Raw genomic sequence first — 22,053 nt, 5'->3', positions numbered from 1 at the left:
GTTCCTCATTTTTTCACGTAAATGGTGTGGCCGAGATGATGAAAAACATCAGCACAGCGCCCCACACTTTCTGAATGACCCAAAAATAAAATCCCATTCGGTTTCAACCATTCATAGAACCTTTCGATCAAAGCCTCCTGCGTGGGTTTATCAAAGTAGATCATCACGTTTCGGCACGAAATGAGGTCTAAATTCTTAGGTAGCGTCCAAGGAGATAATAAATTCAGTTGCTGAAAATGGACAAAACGTTGCAATTGACTGGCGATTTTTATTTTTCCCTGTTTGATACCGCGCCCTTTTACAAAGCACTTTTTAAGATAGTGCTGTGGAATAGTAACCACAGCCTCATCGGTATAAATGCCCGCTTGCGCATGTGCCAAAACCTGTGTGTCTAAATCTGTTGCGTAGATATCAACATTGTCTGCGAAATCAAATAAACCGCTGCTGTATAACGACGCAATAAAGCTGTATGGCTCTTCACCACTAGAGCAGCCAGCAGACCAAATTTTAGGATGACGCACGCCCTGTGATCGCCACTCATCGAGCAGTACTTTTTCTAAAAACTCAAAGTGGTGATACTCGCGAAAAAACTGGGTTTTGTTAGTCGTTAACGCATTGATGAAGTGGATCCGCTCTTGCTCATTATGCTCAATAAGCTCCTTGTAATCACAGAAACGCTGAATCCCCCGTCGACGCATCTGACGGCTCAAACGGCCGTAAACCATCGCTCGCTTGGCATCCGACAAGTAAATGCCGGCCGTTTTGTGCATAAACCACTGGATGAATTTGAAATCCTTTGCGGTGAGTTCAAATTCTTGGTCATTGTTCATCATGATTGGATGGCTATCTGTTAGAACTCTTCCCATTCATCTCCATCCTCATTGAGGTTGAGCCCAGAATTGGCAACGTTAATGGTGGCTTTAATGCCTGCCACTTTCTTCACCTTGGGTTTGGGTTGATGGGCGGAGATGGGTGTTCTTTTGGGCTCGAACGTTTTGATGTTGTCATCGGTGGTGAAATAGCTCATCAAGCTAATCAGCTCTTTCCCTTCATCTTTTAACGATTGGCTGGCCGCAGAGGTTTGTTCAACAAGAGAGGCATTTTGCTGCGTCATCTCATCCATGGCTGTAATTGCACGATTGATTTCGTCAATGCCCGTCGATTGTTCAATACTGGATGATGCAATTTGGGCGATGAGATCAGATACTTTTGCTACAGCGTCCACAATCTCATTCAACGTTGCTCCTGACTCATCAACTAAACGCGATCCCTCTTCGACTTTCTCAACACTATCTTTAATCAGCCCTTTAATCTCTTTCGCCGCTGCTGCGCTACGCTGCGCAAGGTTTCGAACCTCTCCAGCAACAACAGCAAATCCACGCCCTTGTTCTCCGGCTCTTGCCGCTTCTACCGCTGCGTTCAAAGCCAATAAATTGGTTTGAAAGGCTATCTCGTCTATCACTCCAATAATATCGGCAATCTTCTTACTCGAACGATTAATTTCCGACATGGCCGAGATCGCTTGCCCCACCACTTCACCACCTTTACTGGCTTTTTTGGCAGCATCACTCGCTAGATCGTTCGCACCTTTGGCGTTATCTGCATTTTGGCGCACGGTCGCTGTCATCTCTTCCATACTGGCGGCCGTTTCTTCTAAATTGGATGCTTGAGCTTCCACCCGTTGGCTCAAATCATTATTGCCTTGCGCGATTTCTGTTGACGCCGTAGCCACTCTGGCAGAAGAAATGGTGATTTTTTCAACCATATCGCGCAGGTTAGCAATCGAGGTATTGACCGCATTTTGCAGTTGACCAAACTCACCTTGGCTGCCCTCTTCCATCTTGGTATTCAAATCGCCATCCGCCACTTTACTCATGACGTCAATACACTGAGCCAGCGGTGAAACTAAGGTATCAAGCAAGTTATTAATCCCCTCGCCCAACTCCCGCATAAATCCGCTGTACACGGTGGTATCAATTCGTTCATTCAACTGCCCTGCGATAGCTTTTTGAATGAGGCTCTCTACTTGGTATTGACCATCTTGTTGTTCGGTAATATCGATCCATTGCAATGCGGGGCCAATGTATTCCCCTTTGTGATTGTGCATCGCAATACAAGTTAAATTAAATTGCAGCGCCCCCACTTTGATGTTGGATGAAAATGGCAAACGATCAGGGTTGGCAATAATGCTACGTTGATGGCCCGGGTTTTTATGAAAGATATCGATATTTTGTCCGACCAGATTATTGACGTCAAAGCTTGTTAATACTGTCCTCAACTCACTTTCTCTTGTACGCATCAACTTGGTCAATGAAGGGTTTAAGTATTGAATAATACCCTCTTTATCGGCCATCATTAGGTTGGTTGTCATCCCCTCGACTGCCGAAGCTAAGCGGCCTATTTCTTGCTCTTTTGCAATCTCTTGAGTGACATCACGCCACTCTAATGTGTTCCCGATATAAATACCGTCTTCATCAATAATGGCGCCAACATTAAGCTCGATCTTCACTCCTTTAATAGTAATCATGGTAGTGAAAGGCAAGTTGGCTGGATTCGACAACATTTGGCGTTGATGCTGTGGATTGACGTGAAAACCATCGATGCAGTAGCCAATCAATGACGACTCTTCAGCTTTAAAATCAGGCCAGACACTTTGAAAAAGCACTTCATGCTGCTTGAGTAGAATCAATGACTGCTTATTGAGATAGGTGATTTGAAAATCTCGGTTAATCATCATCAATGCGGTTTTTGCTGCATTAAGAGCAGAAAGAAGCTGCTGATTGGAGAGCCCTTCATTCTCATCGACCAATGGATCTTCTATCTGCTCAACAAATTTTTTTGGTTCTGGTTTGCGGTTCCAAAATGCCATGAGTATTCCCTCACAAAATAGCGTCTTCTACGAATGTCTGATTTAACCCAGGTACATCAAAAAGGGTCTCGATATTAATTAGGATCAAATGACCGTTAGCCACACTAGCAATTCCCTTCATAAATTGTGGTTCAACCGTGGTGGATAAGGCTGGTACAGGTTTTATCTCTTCAGCGGCTAAGTCATACACTTCTGAAACACCATCGACAATAATGCCGAGCGGATTGCGTTGCGCGTCATTCAAAACGATAACAACTGTCGTGGCCCCAATCTGTGCAGGTGGCAGACGAAAACGAATTCGAAGATCAACAATCGGTACGTACTCACCACGAATATTGAGTAAGCCAACTAAGTAATCCGGTGCATTGGGTACAGAGCGCACATCACTCCAGCCGCGAACTTCTCGGACCTCAAGGATTGGCACAGCGTACTCATCGTTATCCAGCACGAAACTAAGAAACTCTTGTTTAGACATCAGGGTTCCTCACTCAGTATTCGGTGCATATCAAGGAGCCCTTGGGTATCGAGCAGTGACATGACCTCTTCGCCAACATTGAGCAAACCGAGCGAATACGCAGCGGCAGGTGTTTCCCCCACGGCAGGAAACAGCACATTATCTCCCTGGCCAATCACATCACTCACTGCATCAACGACTAAGCCCATAATACGAGGCCGCTCTTGTTGCAGGCTACGAAGTACCAACACCACAGTCGTGGGAAAGTAGCCACAGGCCTCCATACCAAATCGAAGGCGCAGATCGATAATAGGCACAATCATGCCGCGTAAATTAATCACACCTTTCACAAAGCTAGGCGCGCGAGGAATAGGCGTAGGTGGCTCCCACACTCGAATCTCTTCAACATCTTGAATTGCTACCCCGTACAACTCATTCGCTAACCGGAAACTCAGAAAATCGGCCTCACAGCTTCTTTCTTCATAAACAGCATTCAAAACACTCTGTGTTTGATTCTCTTGTTGATGATTTGGTGAATAATCATATTCCATGGCTCTTCCCTGTCACCTTCACTAAGCGGCAATAATCTTGGGAGATAAACTTGAACGTCGATTCGAGTACGTGGAGATTAACCCTTGAATATCTAAAATGAGCGAAACGGAACCATCTCCCAAAATCGTAGCTCCTGATATGCCTGCCACTTTGCAGTAATTTGACTCTAAGCTCTTTATAACCACTTGCTGCTGGTCTAGCAGCTCGTCAATCAATAAGCCAACGCGACACCCAGCGGCTTCAACAAAGCAGAGTATTCTATCGGGCAAAGCACCACTTGATCCCATTTCCAGTTCATCTTGCAGACGTAAGATAGGAATGTTTTCGTCACGAAGCCGGTACAGCTCAACCCCACCGGCGGCATACTTCACATTAGCTAGGTTGATTTGGATAGATTCGATAATGGTGAGCAGTGGGATGATGTAAACTTCCCCGCCTACTTTGATCAATTGCCCATCGAGGATGGCTAAAGTGAGTGGTAAACAGATAGTGAAATGGCTGCCTTTACCTAACGTGGATTCGACATCAATATGCCCACCCAACTCTTCGATATTACGTTTTACAACATCCATACCGACGCCACGACCTGAAATATCAGACACTTGTTCTGCTGTTGAAAACCCTGCGGCAAAAATAAGGTTAAGGATCTGTTTGTCGGTGATATCTTCACGCCGTGTATCTTTAGGTAATACACCTTTTTCTAGCGCCTTTTGAAATATTCTTTCACAGTTTATCCCCGCGCCATCATCTTTCACTTCGATCACTATCGAGCCACCTTGATGATAAGCATGTAGTTCAATGGTGCCGATTTCTGGTTTGCCTTGTTCAAGGCGAATGTGTGGCTGCTCAATTCCGTGGTCAATACCATTTCTGACTAAATGAACCAATGGATCAACAATACGTTCAAGGACGGTTTTATCGAGCTCGGTGTGCTCGCCAATGATGTTCAGTTCTACTTTTTTTTCAAGTCGGCCGCACAAGTCTCGCACAAGGCGAGGAAAGCGGCTAAAAGCAAAGCTCATCGGCAGCATGCGAATATTGAGCACATTTTCTTGTAAATCTTTACTGTTTTGTAAAAGCTGAACTAGGCCTGCTTGCAACTTTTCTAATTTATCCATGGTGAAATCGTTGCCGATTTCGGTCAGCATTGATTGGGTGATAACAAGTTCCCCAACCAAATTAATCAGGCTGTCGACTTTCTCAATATCGACGCGAATAGAGCTTACGCTGGATTCTGCTTTCGCCACTTTGGGCGCAGCAGCGGGCGTAGACTCTATTGATTTTATGAGATCGATGGGTTTTATGAGATCAACTTGCTCTGCCGATTCGGTAGGGGGGACAACGTTCGCATGAAACGTAGGTAGCACCTCGGCCGGAGATTCCTTGCTCTCGCTGACCATATCTTGGGTCGTCGATTCTTGTACTAAAGGTTCAACAATTAAGTCACATTCATCTTCAACCCATTCAAAGATTTCGCGAATATCACTCTCTTGCACTTGGCTACTGAGAAAAATAGTCCAGCTTAAATAACAAAGCTCAGCCTCTATTTCCACCAATTCGGGAAGGTGCTCAAGCTGAGCTTCCGCCCTGCACTGATCATCCAGTTCATAAAGCTCTCGCAGCAACCGAAGTGGATCATTACCACTGAAATAAAGTTCTCTATGCGGAGTAAAAACGACTTTCCAACCTAAGTTGTTCTCGTTGTCAGAAGCCTTTAAGAGCGATGACGTCTGTTCATCTTCGGCGTCAAGCGGGTGATGGTCTGCTAGCTCATGATCAACCGTTGAATTGTCAGCAAGTAAAGCATGCAGTGACTGGCTGACTCTCTGCTGAAGCTCACTATCAACCTCACCGTGGCTCTCATGCCCCGCGAGCATATTGCGAATGCAATCACCGCTTTTCAGTAAAATGTCCACACTTTGAGCGGTGAGAGTTGATTTTTCGTTACGGACGAGGTCAAGATACGCTTCGACAGAGTGGGTAAATTCACTGATATCCAGTAAACTAAAGGTCGCAGCGCCACCTTTAATCGAATGGGCAGCCCGAAAAATGGTATTAATAGTCTCTTTCTCAACCTGATTAGGGTCAAGATTAAGCAGTACATTTTCAAGCACTTCAAGATTTTCACGACACTCTTCGTAAAACATCTTGCGCAACAGTTCCATGTCTAAAGCCATAGCTCTTCCTGCCAGTTAACGTCGTTTAACGAATGAAGCTTTTAATAAAATACGGTGTTCTATATGACCCGTTTTAGTGTTTTCAATAGCGTCTCAGGGTTGAACGGTTTGACCAACCATCCTGTAGCTCCCGCGAGTTTTCCTTCTTGTTTCTTTTCCATACTCGTTTCAGTGGTTAACATCAAAATAGGTATAAACTTATATTGAGCATTACCACGTATTGCTTTAACTAACTCAAAACCACCCATCACTGGCATGTTGACGTCCGAAATAACAACATCAAATTTGGTTTGTTGTGCCTTACGTAATGCATCACTTCCATCAGTAGCGGTTTCAACGTCATAGCCTGCATCTTTCAATGTATGGCTTAGCATTTGACGAATTGAAACCGAATCATCAACCGCGAGGATCTTTGTCATAGCCTCTTCCTTGCAAAATCTCATTACTCTGCGAACAAGCTTTCTAAAGCCAGTAGCGCAATACCTTCATTGAGCGTGTTTGTTGCGTTAACTAAAGTGATCTCAATTCCAGCTCGCTCTGCTGTCATAAACAAAGAAGCAAGCAGTTGCAGACCGGCAGCATCCACGCTATTAACTCGTGATGCATCTATCGTTAAAGGAGGAGTTAGGCTTAGCCATTGAAGATAATTTGCTTTGGAATCTAGTACCGTTGAAATTTCCAAAGACTCCGCCAACAAAAAATCCATATCTCATCCTTACGTACTATTTATATTCTATTTTTTAGGAGAACACCTGACTTTGAGTGTAGGAGGGAATACTCATTAAGCAAATGATTGAACACGTTAGGAACAAAAATAAAAACCTCACAATAAGGGGGACCGTATGGTTAACTCATTAATATAATTTGGATTTTTTATTCTGTGACTAGAACAAAAAAATCCTACTCTTAAGACGTAAGTAGTAGGACTTTTTTGTCATATGACAAGCACAGTACACCTGGAGAAAGTGTCTGCTCTTACATTATTCACGCTTTACAGTGTAAATTGGCTGCAGTTCATTGCGTTGAATGATCAACTTTACAGTGTAAATCATCTAATAGTCGATTAAGGTCATGACGGAGGGTAGCCTCAATCATTTTCCGTCCAGTGAAGTTTAATTGACTGGCACACTCTTGCCAGCTTTTCCTTTGCAATACTTTGACAATAAGTACATCAGATAACAGTGATAGAGCAGCTTTATCCAATGAAGTAATTAGCCGATGAATCCATACACTCACACTCTCATAATCCGCACCGCCTTGTGCGTAACAACGTAGCAATGAATAAGGTAGGAAATTAACTTCATTTGAATCCGCGCATGCGACACGATCTCGGACTAATGACAAGATGGTCCGAACCAAAGCCGGCTCTAAATTTTGCAAAGAATCAGATAGCGAGAAAATGAAATGCTGCTCGAAAATTTGTTCAGCCCGAGTTAACCAATCCAATTTTTTCGCTTGGACCATGATTAAGGAAAAACAGCCACTCGCGCTGTCTCTGTGGCTCCCTAGTTTTATCGGAACAAATTGGTTCTTAGCCCAAAAAGCCATTAAATCGCTCGTTACGCCAAAACTCGTCGCTAAATAGTCGGCATCATTTTCCAGCATGCACGCTTCAATCAAGCGGCTACCCAACCCTTGATTTTGTAATTCGGGATGAACTGCAATACGCATGATGCGCTGACAAACACTCTGCGCTGCCTGCGTAATACCGACTTGATTAGCTAAGCAAACCGGAACTAGATGACCTTTAGGACGCCGCTTTCCTCGTTGGATCTCTTCCACTAAAGCGCTACAAAGCCCACCTTCACGAACTGTCAGCAAACAACCGACACAAACCTCGTCTACCATTACAGCAACTAGCTGAACTTTATCGTCCGCTAAAAAATGAAATAGATCGTTCGGTGATGTCTGGTAATGAGCATTCACTAATAACGAAAAAATAGCGGCTAAGCGTGTCGGGTTGGCAATGAGTTGAGCCTTATCCAGATGCTCAATGTTAAGTGTCGCTAACTGTCCTGATGTCATCGTCGGCAATGTAGCTAAATCATAGCGAAGGAGGAAAGTATCGTAATGCCACGCTTCTAACGGATCACCCTGACGCCAACGGATCGGTTGATCTAAATGGAGAGTTCGAGTCCCAGCTCGATGGTGTGCTAACCAAGTTTGAAACTTAAGCGTGAACCCTCTCCCACACCCTTCGTAGCCATGAATGGTGGTAGAGAAGACCGCACGATGATAGTGTTCAACCCAGTTTTTTAACATTGATAAAGGCAGCGCGGCCGCTTCATCTACCAATAGGAGATCACACTGTGGCCGATGCAAAATCAGCTCATCCGGTGCCACAAACGTCAATGACGAGTTTTGCCAAGTAAGGGATTGTCTGGTGACGTGAGCGCCTGCTAAACCTTTAGCCGCATGTTCAAATATCGGCGCTACGGCATGGATTGAGGGTGCCGTGACCACAATATCTAATGAACGAAACGCCATCAATTTAGCCGCAGCAATACCAAGCGCACTGCTTTTCCCTCGTCCCCGATCGGCAGTGAGAACCAATGGTCGCTTGCGATGCCCATCCATCACACGAAGAATTGCTGAAACCGCATCAGCTTGCTGTTCATAAATCGGTGATTGAGAACTGACTCGTGGATAAACGGGTAAAGGAGGGCAAGGTTGATTCTGTTCTATAACAACAAGCTGTTCGAACGCTCGCGTTAACCAGCGCTCAGCAAAAGAGTCGTTACGCTGAGGGGCTTCAATGATCAACAGTAACCCACCACCGACCAGTGAACCCAGCGCAGCACTGAAACTGTTCGCATCAAAACCATGGTGATTGTCACAAATAAGTAAATGGCATTCTTGACCAAGAAACTGCTGCCCTTTGTTGAAGGGGGCATAACGAACGCATGGTAACGGTTCTCCACCTAACTGAAATATGGCTTGCCCCTCATTTTTTGCGAGAAAATGCATAAGCACGTGTTGTTGCCATTGAGGCTCACCACGGATTAAGAGCCCCATACGCCATAGGCTATTCTCAACCTGCACCATCAAATCATCTAAATAAGCCGCTATCATGTTCATATTTACGCCACCTCACTGAAACGCAATGGTAGCACAGCCACTATAATCACTGTGCGTCGTTAAAAATATTTTTCTTTACGACAAATTATATTTGCTTTAATCGTGACCATTTTTAACTAATTATTCACCTACACCCCAGTACACTTCTGGGCTATTTAAGGAATTCAAATGCAATGAAAACTTTCATCAAAGGATTGGTTTTGGCAGCAGCTCTAACTTCTTCACACGTAAGCGCAGACAACAAAACACTCAACGTTTATGCATGGGGAGGATATCTTCCAGAAAAATCCCTCAAGCAGTTTGAGCAGCAGGAAGGGGTAACGATTAACTATTCGACCTTTGAAAATAACGAGTCAATGTATACCAAGCTCAAGTTGCTCAAAGGTGGCGGTTATGATGTGGTTTTTGCCTCAGCGTATTTCATTGAAAAAATGGGACGTGAAGGGTTATTAACCGAGCTGGATCATGCACAAATCCCGAACATGAAAGATGCCATGCCTTCACTACTCGGCCAAGCACACGATCCCAAAAATAGTTATTCCCTGCCCTATATTTGGGGGATCACTGGCCTCAGCTATAACGAAGCATTAGTACCAGAAGGTGTCTCTCGCTGGGCTGATTTGTGGGATAAGAAATATAGCCAACAAGTGATGTTGATTGACGATATTCGCGATGTCTTTGGTATGGCGCTGATCTTAAATGGCTTCAGTATTAATACAAAAAATGAAAAAGAGATTGAAAAAGCCTACCAATCATTGGTCGCGTTAAAAGATAATGTACTGTTGTATAACTCTGATGCGCCACATGTGCCTTATGTCTCAGGTGAAGCAGCGTTAGGGATGCAATGGAACGGGAATGCCTACCAAGGCCAAGTTGAGATGCCAGAGCTAAAATTTGTAATGCCGGAAGAAGGCGCAGTCTTGTGGATGGATAACTTTACTATTCCATCAGGCAGCAACAACAAAGCGTTGGCGCATAAATTCATCAACTTCATGTATCAAGCAGAGAACCAAGCTGAGATTGTGAATAGCTTAGGTTATGCATCGGCAACAAAAAGCGGCCGAGCGTTGCTTCCAGCAGAACTTCGCGACAATCCAACGATTTTTCCAGCCGATGAAGATATGGCTAAAGGGGAATTCATTAATGATGTTGGGCCTGAAGCGCTCGCTATCTACGAAAAATACTGGCAGCGTTTAAGAAATCAATAGATTCGAACTGAGTAGACTTAGTTACTAAAAAACCCGCCGTGGCGGGTTTTTTATTCTTTACATGATGGATGCTTAATCAAGCTTAGATTGAATAAAATCTAATATTTCTTGCACCGTAGCATCATCCACCTTTTTCAAATTAAGCGCTAAATTACTGCCTTTACGACTGTAACTTACGCGGCCTTTGATCAGATCAATTTTTACATGCTCAGTGCGCTTAGGTGGCAACAACTCTTGTATCCAAGACTCAATTGTCTCTGTGACTTCTTTCGTCAATCGGGCAACACCTTGTACGCTACTACGCTGCCAAACAAATCCATCTTCAGATTGACACTTTTCCAACAAATTTGCTTGTTGCTTTGCATCGAGTTCATTAAATTGTTTATGCAATTTAACTATGGTTGGACGACCTAATTCAACCACATTTGGATAAGCTTGCAATAGCTCAAGTGGCAAAGCCGCTGCTTTTAGAGCACCACTTACTAGGGCCTCACTGCACTGAAATATCTTGGCTAAAGCTTTTTGGTCTTCCGCTTCACCGTTATCCAGCTTCGCTTGCATCTCTTTACCCTTCTCATAAAGAGAAAGCGGCTTGTGCGCGTTTGCCACATCCGAAAGAAACTTCGCATGTTCCGAGTTTATGTCTTCAGCAACATAAACCAAAAATTCTTTACCCGCCAAGATACAAGACATTCGACGACGGCTGCCATCAAGGACTTCAATTTTGCCCCCAGCGGTTTTACGACCAACCGCAGGATATTGCTGACCACGCTCGCGTAATGTACTCAATACATCAGATAGAGCATGCTCATTCAGAAAAGCTTGTTCACGCGCATTCTGCGTAAAAACAATCGTCTTTTCCGCTACTTGATCAGCGGGAATCCTGACCAGTTCGAAAGTGACTAACTCTTCTCCCGCAACCGCCAATTCGATGATTTGCGCTTGTTCTTTCGCTGCCGTTTGGGCTTCTTGCGGGGTGGTTGCACGTCGCTTATTCGCTTTACCAAACAGTTTCGCATTTAGTTCAGACGTTTTAATTGCCATGTTTTACTTACCCCTGATTTAGTGATGACCAATGACTGTGAAGCACTCGCTCAAGCTCCAGTGCACTTTTTTGCACAGCGTCTTGCGCAGTCGCTAGCGTCTTTTTACCACCTTCAAAATCGCTGGTGGTGAGATCAAAAACGGTGCTGTAGGTGTCAGCACAAGTTTCAAATGCTCGGCTACGCGGAATCGTCGCCATCATGACTTGATCACCCAACAGGTAATTCATTTCCGTTAATACCGAGACTTGCTTTTTATTATCATCTTCAAACATCGTCGGCATCAAACGTACAAATTCTAACCCTTTCCAATCTTCTGGAAACATTTCATAAACCGTAGGAAGGTGTTGAAAGAAATTGACGGTTGACGCCCAATCTAATCGCTTAGCCGCGCACGGGATCAGTAATGCATTGGAAGCATACATTGCATTCCATACCAATGGATCAACGTGTGGGCCAGTATCAATCATAATGATGTCAAAATCATCGCCAATCTTATCGATAAGTTTCTCTTTCAGCAGTCGAACAATATCAAGCGATTGGTTTTGCGAAAGATACTGCCACGCTTCTGCGTTAAACATTGCATCTTCAGGAAATGCAGAGATGGTTTTTAAATTGGGATATTGGGTTGGCAACATCACGTTCTTATGTAAGAACGCCTTGTCCACTTCAGTGTCTTCAGGCACGTTGTCTAACATAATATCAACGGCAGAATAGATATTACTGTGCTCTGATAAACTTATTTGCGGGTTGAGAAATAACCGTAATGAACCTTGTGGATCTAAGTCAATCAAGCAGATACGGTAACGCTGATCCAAATTCAGGGCGAGGCACGCGGCTAGATGGACAGCCGTCATTGATTTACCTGTCCCCCCCTTTTGGTTCTGAACATTGATGACCCAAGGCTTATGATCACCATGCTTTTTCCTTTGGTGGAACTTAGGCACACCAGCGGCATCCATGAGCATGTGGGCTTCCGCTAAAGAAATTGAATAGTGATTTGCATTGTTTTTAGTAAATTGATGGCCAGCTTGTTCCATTTTGGAAATGGCATCATCTAGCTTACGGCGTGTTAAGCCTGAACGAGTTTCCATTAGCGCTTTTGACATCGCTGGGAAATGGTCATCACTACGTTCTTCTAAAACAATTTCAATTCGGTCAGCTTGCACCTGTTGAGTTTGCTCGGCGAGCTGGTAGAGATTCGCTATGGTTTGTTCTCTTTTCATTGCCAAATTCCATAATAAGTACCTAACGCAGATTGTACAGCAAACAATTTAATACTCAACAAAAAGGTGAACATTCACTTTTAGATTAATATCACAATAAATAGAAAAACATATCGGAATTTAATGAATTGACCTCATTATGGTCATCATTTTTCCTTAAATAATGGGCAACTTAGTCCATTATTTATTTGAACATTAAAAATATTACAACGTAACTTATTTACATTGTAAATGAGCTTAAAATACCCGGAACGATTAGAGAAGCAGCATAATTTACGGTATGTGTCATTTGGAATGATGTTCCCCCTGCAGATCAATTAAATAATCGTAGAACATGAATAATAATAACTAGAGCTACAGGGCAGGGGAAACTTATCCTTTTAGTCAGGGGAACAGGACGCATGATCAAGGCTAACATGATGATCATGCGTCCGAAGAGATCCCTCGCCACAGGAACAATGATCAAGAGGAATTAGCGCCTTCCTTATCAGCAAATAATCAGAAAACAAATGGATCTTCATCGGATCAATGATCAAGTGTGATTTAAGCTCGGAAGCATGTAAAAATAGCGCATAATTACGGGTGATTGCAGATGGAGTAGGGGCTGAGCAAGATACCTAGTACATAACAAGTAAAATTTAAAACACACCAAATAACAAAACCTTCTTCAATACGCTCTTGATCATGCTTTCGACACACTCTCACTCCTTATAATAGAAGCCGTTAAAAGAGTTATTTGTCATTTCAATTCGTGTTTATGCCAAAATCGACTTTGAAAGAACATTTAATGCACTTCCTTGATCATCTTTCCAAAGAAAAACCAAGCCCATATTCTTCATCTAGCTCAAATAAAATAATCACTTCAACTCATCATGTGGATAAGTTGTGCATGAGCCATGATCATGCTTTAAGAAAGTGTTTGATCATTGATTCAGTCGTCTGATGATCATCGTTCGGAATGTGATTGATCATGCTTTCTTCTCTACAATGATCATGTTTTCAGTTTTCTATGATCATGCTTCTGAAGGGGATTTTTTTTTATCCCTATAAAACAATCAATTAGGCTGCTCATTAAGGCCTGATCATTAGATCATATAAGCAATATAGATCAGAATAATCAAAAAGATCAGTTATTTAAAAGCAATAAGTTTTTCTTTATTTATGATCTCTTTTTCTTTATTCTATTGGAACTATAGCGATATTACGGCTAGTGTGATACGGATCTAATAATGAACGCAGACGAAAAAATATTGATCAAAGCACCAAGGAGCCACAAAGATGGGCATCTTTTTGAAGTTTCAGAAACTGCTGTTGATTGGGTTGATCAATACCAACATTTTAAAGGTGTTACCAAAAGTATCGTTGAACTTCTTAACCTGATCTCATTAAGAGGTTTCCGCAGCCAAGATGGGTTAGTCTCAACAACAGAGTTAATTGAAGCAACCGATGGCCAATTGACTAGAGCGGCTATTCAGCAACGGCTGCGTGCTGCAGTAAGTATTGGTTTATTTAAACAGATCCCGGTGAGATTTGAAGAAGGTTTAGCTGGCAAGACAATGCTGCATAAATTTGTTAACCCAAATAAGCTCATCTCTGTGCTTGGTTCAACCAGTCTGGTAACCGAATCGGTAAAACAGACAGAAAAACGCAAGCGTTCAAAAGCGCTGGCTCAAACTCAGGTCAATAAGCGTTTGTTGACAGAACATGGGCTAAATATTCCACCAGCGATGAAAGACGAAGCGGATCAGTTTGTGGTTTCACCCACCAATTGGGCTGGGATCATTGATCAAGCATTAGCTCCACCGAGAACTCGTAAAAGCTACCAGAAATCAATGGTGTCGATTTCTGGTACCCGTGCGATCATTGAAACTCGTTCTTCTAAAAATATCATGACAGTGGATGATCTAATGACACTGTTTGCACTGTTCACCTTAACGGTGCAATACCACGATCATCACCAAGAAGATTACCAACTTAATACCAAACACACACCGAATAAAACCCCATTGTACATTACTGACATTTTGTCGCTTCGCGGTAAAAAAGATAGTGGCCCAGCAAGAGATTCTATTCGCGATAGTATTGATCGGATTGAATTTACAGACTTCCAACTGCATGAGTTAACCGGCCGTTGGCTGAGTGAAAACATGCCAGAAGGATTTAAGAGTGATCGTTTTCGGTTCCTAGCAAGAACGATCACCGCTTCTGAAGAAGCGCCAACGGAAGGGGCTGATGGTGAAATTAGGATCAAACCTAATTTGTACATTTTGGTGTGGGAGCCTTCATTCTACGAAGAGTTACTCACTCGCGATTACTTTTTCTTGTTTCCACCAGAGATCCTAAAGCAACATACGTTGGTCTTCCAACTCTACTCCTATTTTCGCAGTCGCATGTCGCGTCGCCATACCGACAGCATGCTACTGAGTGAATTGAACCAAAAGTTGGCCCGTAATATCGAATGGCGTCGTTTTTCGATGGATCTTGTCCGTGAGCTAAAACGATTATCGGAAGGAAAGGGCAGCGATTCGTTATTTGTCGTGAATCTTTGGGGCTATCATTTGACGGTCACCACACTGGTGGATAAAGAAAAAGTGATGGATTACCAAGTCGACATTAAGTGCGATGTGGAAGAAGTCCTGCGCTACTCGCGCGCTCGTACCACCAATGCAGGCAAACGCAACATGGCTCCAACGTTGCCTAACCCACTGCGCAATGAGATGGTTTCTAAGCAAAAATTAGAAGAGCTCTCTGAGATCATTGATGGTGAATTTGAACCGATTCAACGTAAAGCACCGTCTCCAAAGGGTAAGCTAGGACGAAGAGTCAAGCAGCGCAAACACCTAGTAGAGATCAATGCCGATGAAATTACGATTACCTTATCTAAATATACCTCTCCAGAGGCCCTAGAACGCAGTATAACGGCGTTATCAGCAATGACTGGGCATCCACCATCCTCCATCAAGGAAGAGTGTACAGAGCTGATTGATAAGCTGGATTGGCTGAGGGTTGGAAATGAGGCGATCTCTTATGAGACGTTAAGTAAATTGATCGAGCTCTATAACACGAAAAACGAGAATAAACATTTATCGATCGAACGTTTGATCTCGGGTCTCGCGGTACGCCGCAAAGTGTGCAAGCAAGTGTACGAGGGGCATTTAGATGAATCCGTATTCCGGGCACTTGATGAAGTCGCTATTGGTATTTAAAAGGTATTTAAAACCAATTTACAACACAACCTTGACATGTAGCTGACATTTTGTTTTAGAAGGTTCGTTAGTATAGGAAACGAATAGACAACCTTTTGTCCTATCTGATGAATTAATAGATTGGCTCATATATGTTTTTAGCGAGTTATATAACTCGCTATTTTTTTATCTGTTGATCCCTGCAATCAATTAATACCCTCGCTTTATACCTTGATCATCGTTCCACGCGTAATATGCAAGAAATCGAACATGAGTATCAATTAAACTTCGGGATAAGGCCTCATCAACGTGCTGTTGGTTGAGATGCTCCAAACTCAGTACCATCAACTGCTGCATCCGTTTTATACACCAAGATTTTAACTCAAGTTCACCACTCGGCTCCGAGACACAACGCTGAAAACGAGCGTAAGCAAGCTGCAGATATTGGAAGGCAAGCTCACCGTCAATGAGCTTGTAGTACTCATATTGGCGCAGGCAAGCATCAAGCCAACAAGCAATTGCTTTACTTTGATCATCACTCAGATCCGGCCCCCAGATCTCTTGTGGAGCATTAAGGATCAGAGGTTGTAATTGAGCCACCTGATCATAGCGCTTGTTCAGATGCCATTGATGGATCTCGGTTAACCAGTCGTGAAGCTTACACATCCCGTCTTACCTACAACTTTAAATGCATTAACTACAGTCTGGTGCATTTCAAGCTTATTTGCCAAACAGAAATGGGGAACCATGTGCTAAAAATCAGCACATTGAAAGAGCGTGGGATAGGGGATTTCGATAGTATGCAACAGAATAAAATGAGCGCTAAAACGCTTGAATTCATGCATGCAATATTTAAATTTAGCCTCGTCTAGCAAGGTTGGCAAAGTAATATTAATAGTTTTAAAAATAAGGTTTCTAAACCATCGCCAAAATCACAATATGGACGAAATATGCTTAACAAATCAAATGTCGTTTGCTACAGATTACATGTCCCTTACGTGGTTTGTTCGGAGGTAACAATGTCCATAAATTCTATTGACCATGACGAAATGACTGATATTGCAAATAAGTGGGACTTCACGGAAGAAGTAGAAACTCAAAAACCAGTTAAAAACCTTAAATCAGCCGAAGCTCGCCGTCGTATTGAAGCATTAAGAGAGATTCGAGAAAGTGGTTTAACCATTGAAGAAGCGAAGGAGCTAGGCATACTTCACTGACGAGTTCTCACCATTAATCCCCTAAGGGTGGCGCATAGCCACCCTTTATATTTTCCAATTTTCTTGATTTCATACCGATAAATTGCACATTTATGCTCTTAATTTTCCTATGTCCTATGCTATATTTCGTGCCACGTATTTACCGATCTAGGCTAACTCATGTCCTTCAACCTATCTTTACTTGCCGCTGAAGAGAAAAACAAAGTAGAGCTCGATAAACAAGCTTCCTTTCTTGTTTGGAAACTCAAGCAAGGAAAAGCAGGGCCTGAAGCGATCACTCAGCAGCAGTCTAAAATTGCCAGTGAGGCCGAAAAAGAGTGGTTTTTACAATCGGTGAACAAATACAAAAGAGTGATGGGTGTTGCGTAGCATTCATGTCTTTGCTAAGTGGAAAATTGAAATGATCCCACTTTTTGCTAAAATCCCTCGCGTTAAATTGAATTAGAGAGATCATCCCTATGGGAAGAAGTTTTGAAGTGCGCAAAGCCTCAATGGCGAAAACTCAAGGCGCAAAAATTAAAGTTTATTCCAAATACGGTAAAGAAATTTACATGTGTGCGAAAAATGGTGGTTCGGACCCAGACATGAACTTGTCTTTGCGCCACCTGATCACAAAAGCGAAGAAAGACCAAGTTCCAGGCCACGTTATTGATAAAGCGCTAGATAAAGCCAGTGGTGGTGGTGGTGAAGACTACCAACCTGCTCGTTACGAAGGTTTTGGCCCTGGCGGCGCAAGTGTTATCGTTGACTGCTTAACAGATAACGGCAACCGTACGTTCCAAGATGTGCGTCAATGCTTTGTTAAAACGGGTGCGAAAATTGGTACTCCAGGTACCGTATCACACATGTTTGATCACCAAGCGGTATTTCAGTTCAAAGGGGATGATGAAGATTCTATCCTTGAAGCACTGATGATGGATGATGTCGATGTGACGGATGTTGAACTGGAAGATGGTGTGATCACTGTATTTGCACCTAACACTGAATTCTTCAAAGTGAAAACATCGCTAAATAATCAGTTCCCTGATTTGACTATCGATGTGGAAGAAATCACGTTCGTTCCACAAACACACACACCGGTCACGGGCGAAGAGGCGGAGAAATTCCAGAAATTCCTCGACATGCTAGATGACTGTGATGATGTTCAGCAGGTTTACCATAACGCTGAGCTGTAATAGAGCGAATTAATGAGAAGCCGAGTGATTGACTCGGCTTTTTTTTATCTGTGCATTGCTAACCGTGGTCTTATTCATAGAGAATGACGCAAGGATACATACAGCCCACACTCAGTTACGTGTGTTCGTCCGTTTGGGCTGCTGGGTAATAATAAAAGGAGAAGTTAATGAAAGTCAGTTTTATTGGATTAGGGGTTATGGGATACCCTATGGCTGGGCATCTAAAAAACGCAGGATTTGATGTTAGCGTCTACAACCGCACTCAAGCTAAAGCGCAGCAGTGGGCACAGCAGCATCATGGGCATGCAGCGCAAACAGTCGCAGAGTGCGTGCAAGATGCCGATGTGGTTTTAACCTGCGTTGGCAATGATGATGATGTCCGTAGCATGACGACTAGTGACGGCGGCGCGATAAGGGCGATGAAACGCGGCGCAATTTTGGTTGATCACACCACCACATCGGCACTGTTAGCCGAAGAGCTGGCGTCTGCGGCTCATAAAGCGGGCATTCGCTTTATGGATGCTCCTGTTTCTGGTGGCCAAGCAGGGGCTGAAAATGGTGTGCTAACCATTATGTGTGGTGGAGATGCCGAACTGTTTGAGCAGCTGCAACCCGTATTTCATGCTTATGGCAAGTCATCGGTGCTGATGGGGAAAGCAGGGCAAGGACAACGCGCAAAAATGGTCAATCAAATTTGCATTGCTGGCGTATTAAATGGTCTGTCGGAAGGATTGATCTTAGCGGAAAAGTCAGGGCTAGATATTGGCGTTTTGGTTGATTGTTTGAAAAATGGAGCCGCAGGTTCATGGCAGATGGAAAACCGCGCTGTGAATATGTCAATAGGTAAGTTTGATTACGGCTTTGCCATTGATTGGATGATCAAAGACTTGGGCTTTTGTTTGGATGAAGCGCAACGAAACGATCTAAAATTGCCGATGACAGAAAAAACTTATCATGCTTACCAAGCCTTGTCTGAGCAAGGTGAGGGAAGAATGGATACTTCTATCCTTATCAAAGCCGTTAATTCATAAATATCACAGCTCAGAGATAGACTCAATTGGCCCTATTTAGGGCCATTTACACTGTAAACCTATAAATCGATTCCTATTTATCTTCTGGCCCCGCATACCTACAGTGTCTATCTGTGTGCCTCTTTTCGAAAAACAATTGTATAAAACCATGATCGCCTACCGATTAGGGAGGACAAATGTCCTTCATTTTTGTTTGCTGTGCGTGACTGTGCTGGATGAATCGTCAACTAATTACATTTACTGAAAAATCTTAAAATTTGGTTTTTAGTTTCAATAAAGTCACACGAATCCAGTTTAATATGCTGTTAATTCGGTGTTTTCATGGTTTTCAATCCAAGCCAAGCCCCTTGATTATAGTGATTATGACCAAGGTCTCAAAATGATCATAATGATTAATAGGAGTAGGATTCGCGACATTATTATTTTTATATAAGTGAAAAAGCAGTGAAAGACACTAAGGAAATGGCTCATTTTAGTCATGTTCAGATTTCCAATTGGACTAAACACGACACCTATTGGCTACTCAGTTTATTTGGTACGGCCGTTGGGGCTGGCATTCTATTTTTGCCAATCAACATTGGGTTAGGTGGTTTCTGGCCATTAGTGTTAATGGTCTTACTCGCTTTTCCGATGACTTATCTCTCTCATCGTGGTCTTGCTCGTTTTGTTCTCTCATCGCGCCGTCCTAATGCTGATTTTACCGACGTTGTTGAAGAACACTTTGGCCAAAGGGCTGGTCGCTTGATCTCTTTGCTGTATTTCCTCTCTATTTTCCCAATCTTACTGATTTACGGTGTAGGTCTAACTAACACGGTTGATAGCTTTTTGGTTAATCAAGCGCAGATGGTCGCTCCCCCTCGGGTGCTGCTTTCTGGTGGCTTAGTCTTTGCGTTAATTGCCATTATGCTGGGTGGCGAGAAGATCATGTTGCGCGCTTTTGCTGTTATGGTTTATCCATTGGCGGCTATTTTATTATTTCTCTCGCTCTATTTGATCCCGTATTGGTCAGTGCCGTCATTAGCATTGCCGCAAACGAGTGATTTCTTACACACAGTGTGGCTAGCCATTCCTGTCGTGGTGTTTTCTTTTAGCCATGCAGCGGCGATCTCAAGTTTTGCCAATGTTCAACGTCGTCATTATGGCGCGCTAGCGGATAAAAAATCAGAGCAGATTCTGCGTTACACCAGCCTTGTATTAATTCTGTTTGTCTTGCTGTTCGTGTTTTCTTGCGTATTGGCTTTATCACCAGAAGCATTGCAAGAAGCAAAAGTGCAAAATATTTCAGTGCTGACTTACCTTGCCAATGTCACAGATAATCCCTTCATCGCCACTCTAGGCCCTTTAGTGGCGTTTATTGCCATTACCTCTTCCTTTTTAGGGCATTTCCTTGGTGCGCGAGAAAGCCTGACTGGGCTGTTGTGTAAAAACTTTGGCCTGTCATTGCGTCTTGCTGGGCGACTCACCATTGCGATTTTGTTTGTCACGATTTGGATTGTCGCGATACTCAACCCCAGCATTCTGGGAATGATGGAAGCGTTTTCAGGCCCCGTGATCGCTATGATTCTGTTTATTATGCCGATGATTGCTGTATTCAAAGTGCCATCGCTGGCGAAGTATCAACAGCAGATGAGTACACCCTTTGTCATGGCGATAGGGTTATTGGCGGTATCGGCATTGCTTTATAACTTGCTCAATTAAATCAGCCATTGGCTCCGTCACTGGAGCCAAATCAATTACTTGATTTGAGCTTTTGTTATTTGAGGTTGTGCATTATTGAGCGTTGATGCTACCTCCAGAATATCTTGCCACTCATTGTAAGCTGATTGGTACCAAACTTGCTCCAGAATGACCGCTTGTGAATCTTGTGCTTTGGTAAGGTTAGAAACGACGTTGTTGGTTTCATTGTATAAACTGAGCACTGTGGTTTGTAGTGTATCTAAGGATCGGCTGATCGCCGCACAATCGTTGTTAACTTGATCGACACTTAGCAATAGGGCATTGAGAGACGCGATTTGTTGTTGATCTTGAGAGAGCGTTTGTTGATCGTGGTTGATGGTATTTAAAGATGATTGGATATCGCTTTGCAGGCTAGATATTTCACTTTGTGCTTCTACAATAGAGCTAACACCAAACCCTGCCAATATCAAAGAACCTCCCAGTGTAAACGGAGCAAGCACCACGCCAAAAATCGTTTCAAATATCCCTTTCTTACGCTGCGATTGAGCATTCGCAATGGCGGTTTTAAATGCTGCTATCTGCTGTTTCATTAGATCAATTTGGGCGTTAGTGGCGATAATTTCTGCTTGGATGGAAACTTCTTCTTGCTGGATCTGTGCAATAGTTTGTTGCAATGTGTTATGAGCATCTTCCACTTGGCGAGCCCAAGAATTCAATCCCTCATCATAACGTTTTATATTTGATGTAAGACTTTGAATCGGATTTTGTAATGTTAAGATTAATGAAGTTAGCTGCTTTAGTTGAGCGGTGTCAAAACGGGTTTCTAGTGCTTTGAATAACGTTAAAATTTGAACATTAGAATCTTTGAATGTATTCGCAATGGAAAGAACACTGTCCATAATGTCATTTGAAAAATATAAATTACCACTCAAACGCCATTGCCGTACCAGTTTTTGCACCGCATTTAAATTTTGTTCTACCTGAGCATACCAATGTTCTGCATTGCCTTGATCAATATAAGTTTCAACAACGCCTTGGCATGCAGAATTTAGTAACACCATAGCGCTAATAGATGCAGGAATGTCGGTTTGAAGTTGCTCGCTGGCTGATTGATTCATGATGGTCCTCGAAAAAGAATAAAAGGGGGCGTAACCCCCCTTA

Annotated in this window: 19 protein-coding genes; 7 read left to right on the top strand and 12 right to left on the bottom strand. The window is 43.1% G+C overall.

Going from position 1 to position 22,053, the window contains the following annotated elements:
* Positions 1–5 precede the first annotated feature (5 nt).
* The 8 genes from AACV12_RS13640 to AACV12_RS13605 form a co-directional block, all read right to left on the bottom strand.
* Entirely contained in the window at positions 6–866 is an 861-nt protein-coding gene (locus tag AACV12_RS13640) for a CheR family methyltransferase (protein ID WP_017044936.1), read from the bottom strand.
* Positions 851–2,869 carry a methyl-accepting chemotaxis protein gene (locus AACV12_RS13635; RefSeq protein ID WP_019280784.1) on the bottom strand — a complete coding sequence of 673 codons (2,019 nt, stop codon included), beginning with the start codon at positions 2,867–2,869 and terminating at the stop codon, positions 851–853. Before AACV12_RS13635 ends, AACV12_RS13640 begins: the two co-directional genes overlap by 16 nt.
* 10 nt (positions 2,870–2,879) lie before the next feature.
* Entirely contained in the window at positions 2,880–3,344 is a 465-nt protein-coding gene (locus AACV12_RS13630; protein ID WP_013868216.1) for a chemotaxis protein CheW, read from the bottom strand.
* Entirely contained in the window at positions 3,344–3,874 is a 531-nt protein-coding gene (locus tag AACV12_RS13625) for a chemotaxis protein CheW (protein ID WP_017044938.1), read from the bottom strand. Before AACV12_RS13625 ends, AACV12_RS13630 begins: the two co-directional genes overlap by 1 nt.
* Positions 3,875–3,895: 21 nt before the next feature.
* Positions 3,896–6,052, bottom strand: coding sequence for a chemotaxis protein CheA (locus AACV12_RS13620; RefSeq protein ID WP_170900518.1), 2,157 nt, complete (start codon positions 6,050–6,052; stop codon positions 3,896–3,898).
* A 59-nt stretch (positions 6,053–6,111) separates the two neighbouring features.
* Positions 6,112–6,471 (bottom strand): response regulator, encoded by a 360-nt coding sequence (locus tag AACV12_RS13615; RefSeq protein WP_026027193.1) that lies wholly within the window; start codon positions 6,469–6,471, stop codon positions 6,112–6,114.
* Between the two features lie 23 nt (positions 6,472–6,494).
* Positions 6,495–6,758, bottom strand: coding sequence for an STAS domain-containing protein (locus AACV12_RS13610; RefSeq protein WP_017044940.1), 264 nt, complete (start codon positions 6,756–6,758; stop codon positions 6,495–6,497).
* Between the two features lie 308 nt (positions 6,759–7,066).
* A complete protein-coding gene (locus AACV12_RS13605; protein ID WP_170900516.1) occupies positions 7,067–9,130 on the bottom strand; it encodes a tRNA(Met) cytidine acetyltransferase TmcA in 2,064 nt (687 codons plus the stop codon).
* 173 nt (positions 9,131–9,303) lie between these two features.
* Here AACV12_RS13605 and AACV12_RS13600 point away from each other — a divergent pair, with 173 nt between their 5' ends.
* Positions 9,304–10,338 (top strand): ABC transporter substrate-binding protein, encoded by a 1,035-nt coding sequence (locus AACV12_RS13600; protein ID WP_017044942.1) that lies wholly within the window; start codon positions 9,304–9,306, stop codon positions 10,336–10,338.
* A 72-nt stretch (positions 10,339–10,410) separates the two neighbouring features.
* Here the strand turns inward: AACV12_RS13600 and AACV12_RS13595 are convergent, their stop codons facing one another.
* Together AACV12_RS13595 and AACV12_RS13590 are read right to left on the bottom strand one after the other, a co-directional pair.
* Entirely contained in the window at positions 10,411–11,382 is a 972-nt protein-coding gene (locus AACV12_RS13595; RefSeq protein ID WP_017049342.1) for a ParB/RepB/Spo0J family partition protein, read from the bottom strand.
* A 7-nt stretch (positions 11,383–11,389) separates the two neighbouring features.
* Positions 11,390–12,607, bottom strand: coding sequence for a ParA family protein (locus AACV12_RS13590; RefSeq protein ID WP_026027506.1), 1,218 nt, complete (start codon positions 12,605–12,607; stop codon positions 11,390–11,392).
* Positions 12,608–13,836: 1,229 nt separating this feature from the next.
* On the opposite strand from AACV12_RS13590, the gene AACV12_RS13585 reads away from it, so the two are divergent.
* Positions 13,837–15,813, top strand: coding sequence for a replication initiator protein RctB domain-containing protein (locus AACV12_RS13585; protein ID WP_017043500.1), 1,977 nt, complete (start codon positions 13,837–13,839; stop codon positions 15,811–15,813).
* 189 nt (positions 15,814–16,002) lie between these two features.
* Here the strand turns inward: AACV12_RS13585 and AACV12_RS13580 are convergent, their stop codons facing one another.
* On the bottom strand, positions 16,003–16,458 hold the full coding sequence (locus AACV12_RS13580) for a transcriptional regulator (RefSeq protein ID WP_170900514.1): 456 nt from the start codon (positions 16,456–16,458) through the stop codon (positions 16,003–16,005).
* Positions 16,459–16,811: 353 nt separating this feature from the next.
* On the opposite strand from AACV12_RS13580, the gene AACV12_RS13575 reads away from it, so the two are divergent.
* From AACV12_RS13575 to AACV12_RS13555, 5 genes are all read left to right on the top strand, one after another.
* Positions 16,812–17,009: a PA3496 family putative envelope integrity protein gene (locus AACV12_RS13575; protein ID WP_017043498.1), complete on the top strand. Its 198-nt coding sequence runs from the start codon at positions 16,812–16,814 to the stop codon at positions 17,007–17,009.
* A gap of 159 nt (positions 17,010–17,168) precedes the next feature.
* Entirely contained in the window at positions 17,169–17,378 is a 210-nt protein-coding gene (locus AACV12_RS13570) for a DUF3283 family protein (protein ID WP_017046863.1), read from the top strand.
* An 89-nt stretch (positions 17,379–17,467) separates the two neighbouring features.
* A complete protein-coding gene (locus tag AACV12_RS13565) occupies positions 17,468–18,184 on the top strand; it encodes a YebC/PmpR family DNA-binding transcriptional regulator (protein WP_017044945.1) in 717 nt (238 codons plus the stop codon).
* A gap of 167 nt (positions 18,185–18,351) precedes the next feature.
* Positions 18,352–19,215 (top strand): NAD(P)-dependent oxidoreductase, encoded by an 864-nt coding sequence (locus AACV12_RS13560; protein ID WP_088729337.1) that lies wholly within the window; start codon positions 18,352–18,354, stop codon positions 19,213–19,215.
* Positions 19,216–19,677: 462 nt separating this feature from the next.
* The gene (locus AACV12_RS13555; protein WP_212754901.1) at positions 19,678–20,913 is read left to right on the top strand and encodes an aromatic amino acid transport family protein; all 1,236 of its coding nucleotides are present in this window, start codon (positions 19,678–19,680) and stop codon (positions 20,911–20,913) included.
* A 35-nt stretch (positions 20,914–20,948) separates the two neighbouring features.
* Here AACV12_RS13555 and makE read toward each other — a convergent pair whose 3' ends face one another.
* A complete protein-coding gene (gene makE, locus AACV12_RS13550; protein ID WP_019280791.1) occupies positions 20,949–22,010 on the bottom strand; it encodes an alpha-pore-forming cytotoxin subunit MakE in 1,062 nt (353 codons plus the stop codon).
* Positions 22,011–22,053 lie beyond the last annotated feature (43 nt).

Source organism: Vibrio sp. 2-2(8), from assembly GCF_963888495.1.
GTDB lineage: Bacteria > Pseudomonadota > Gammaproteobacteria > Enterobacterales > Vibrionaceae > Vibrio > Vibrio anguillarum.
Note: the sequence above shows the minus strand (reverse complement) of the source record. Positions and strands in the feature narration are given on the sequence as shown.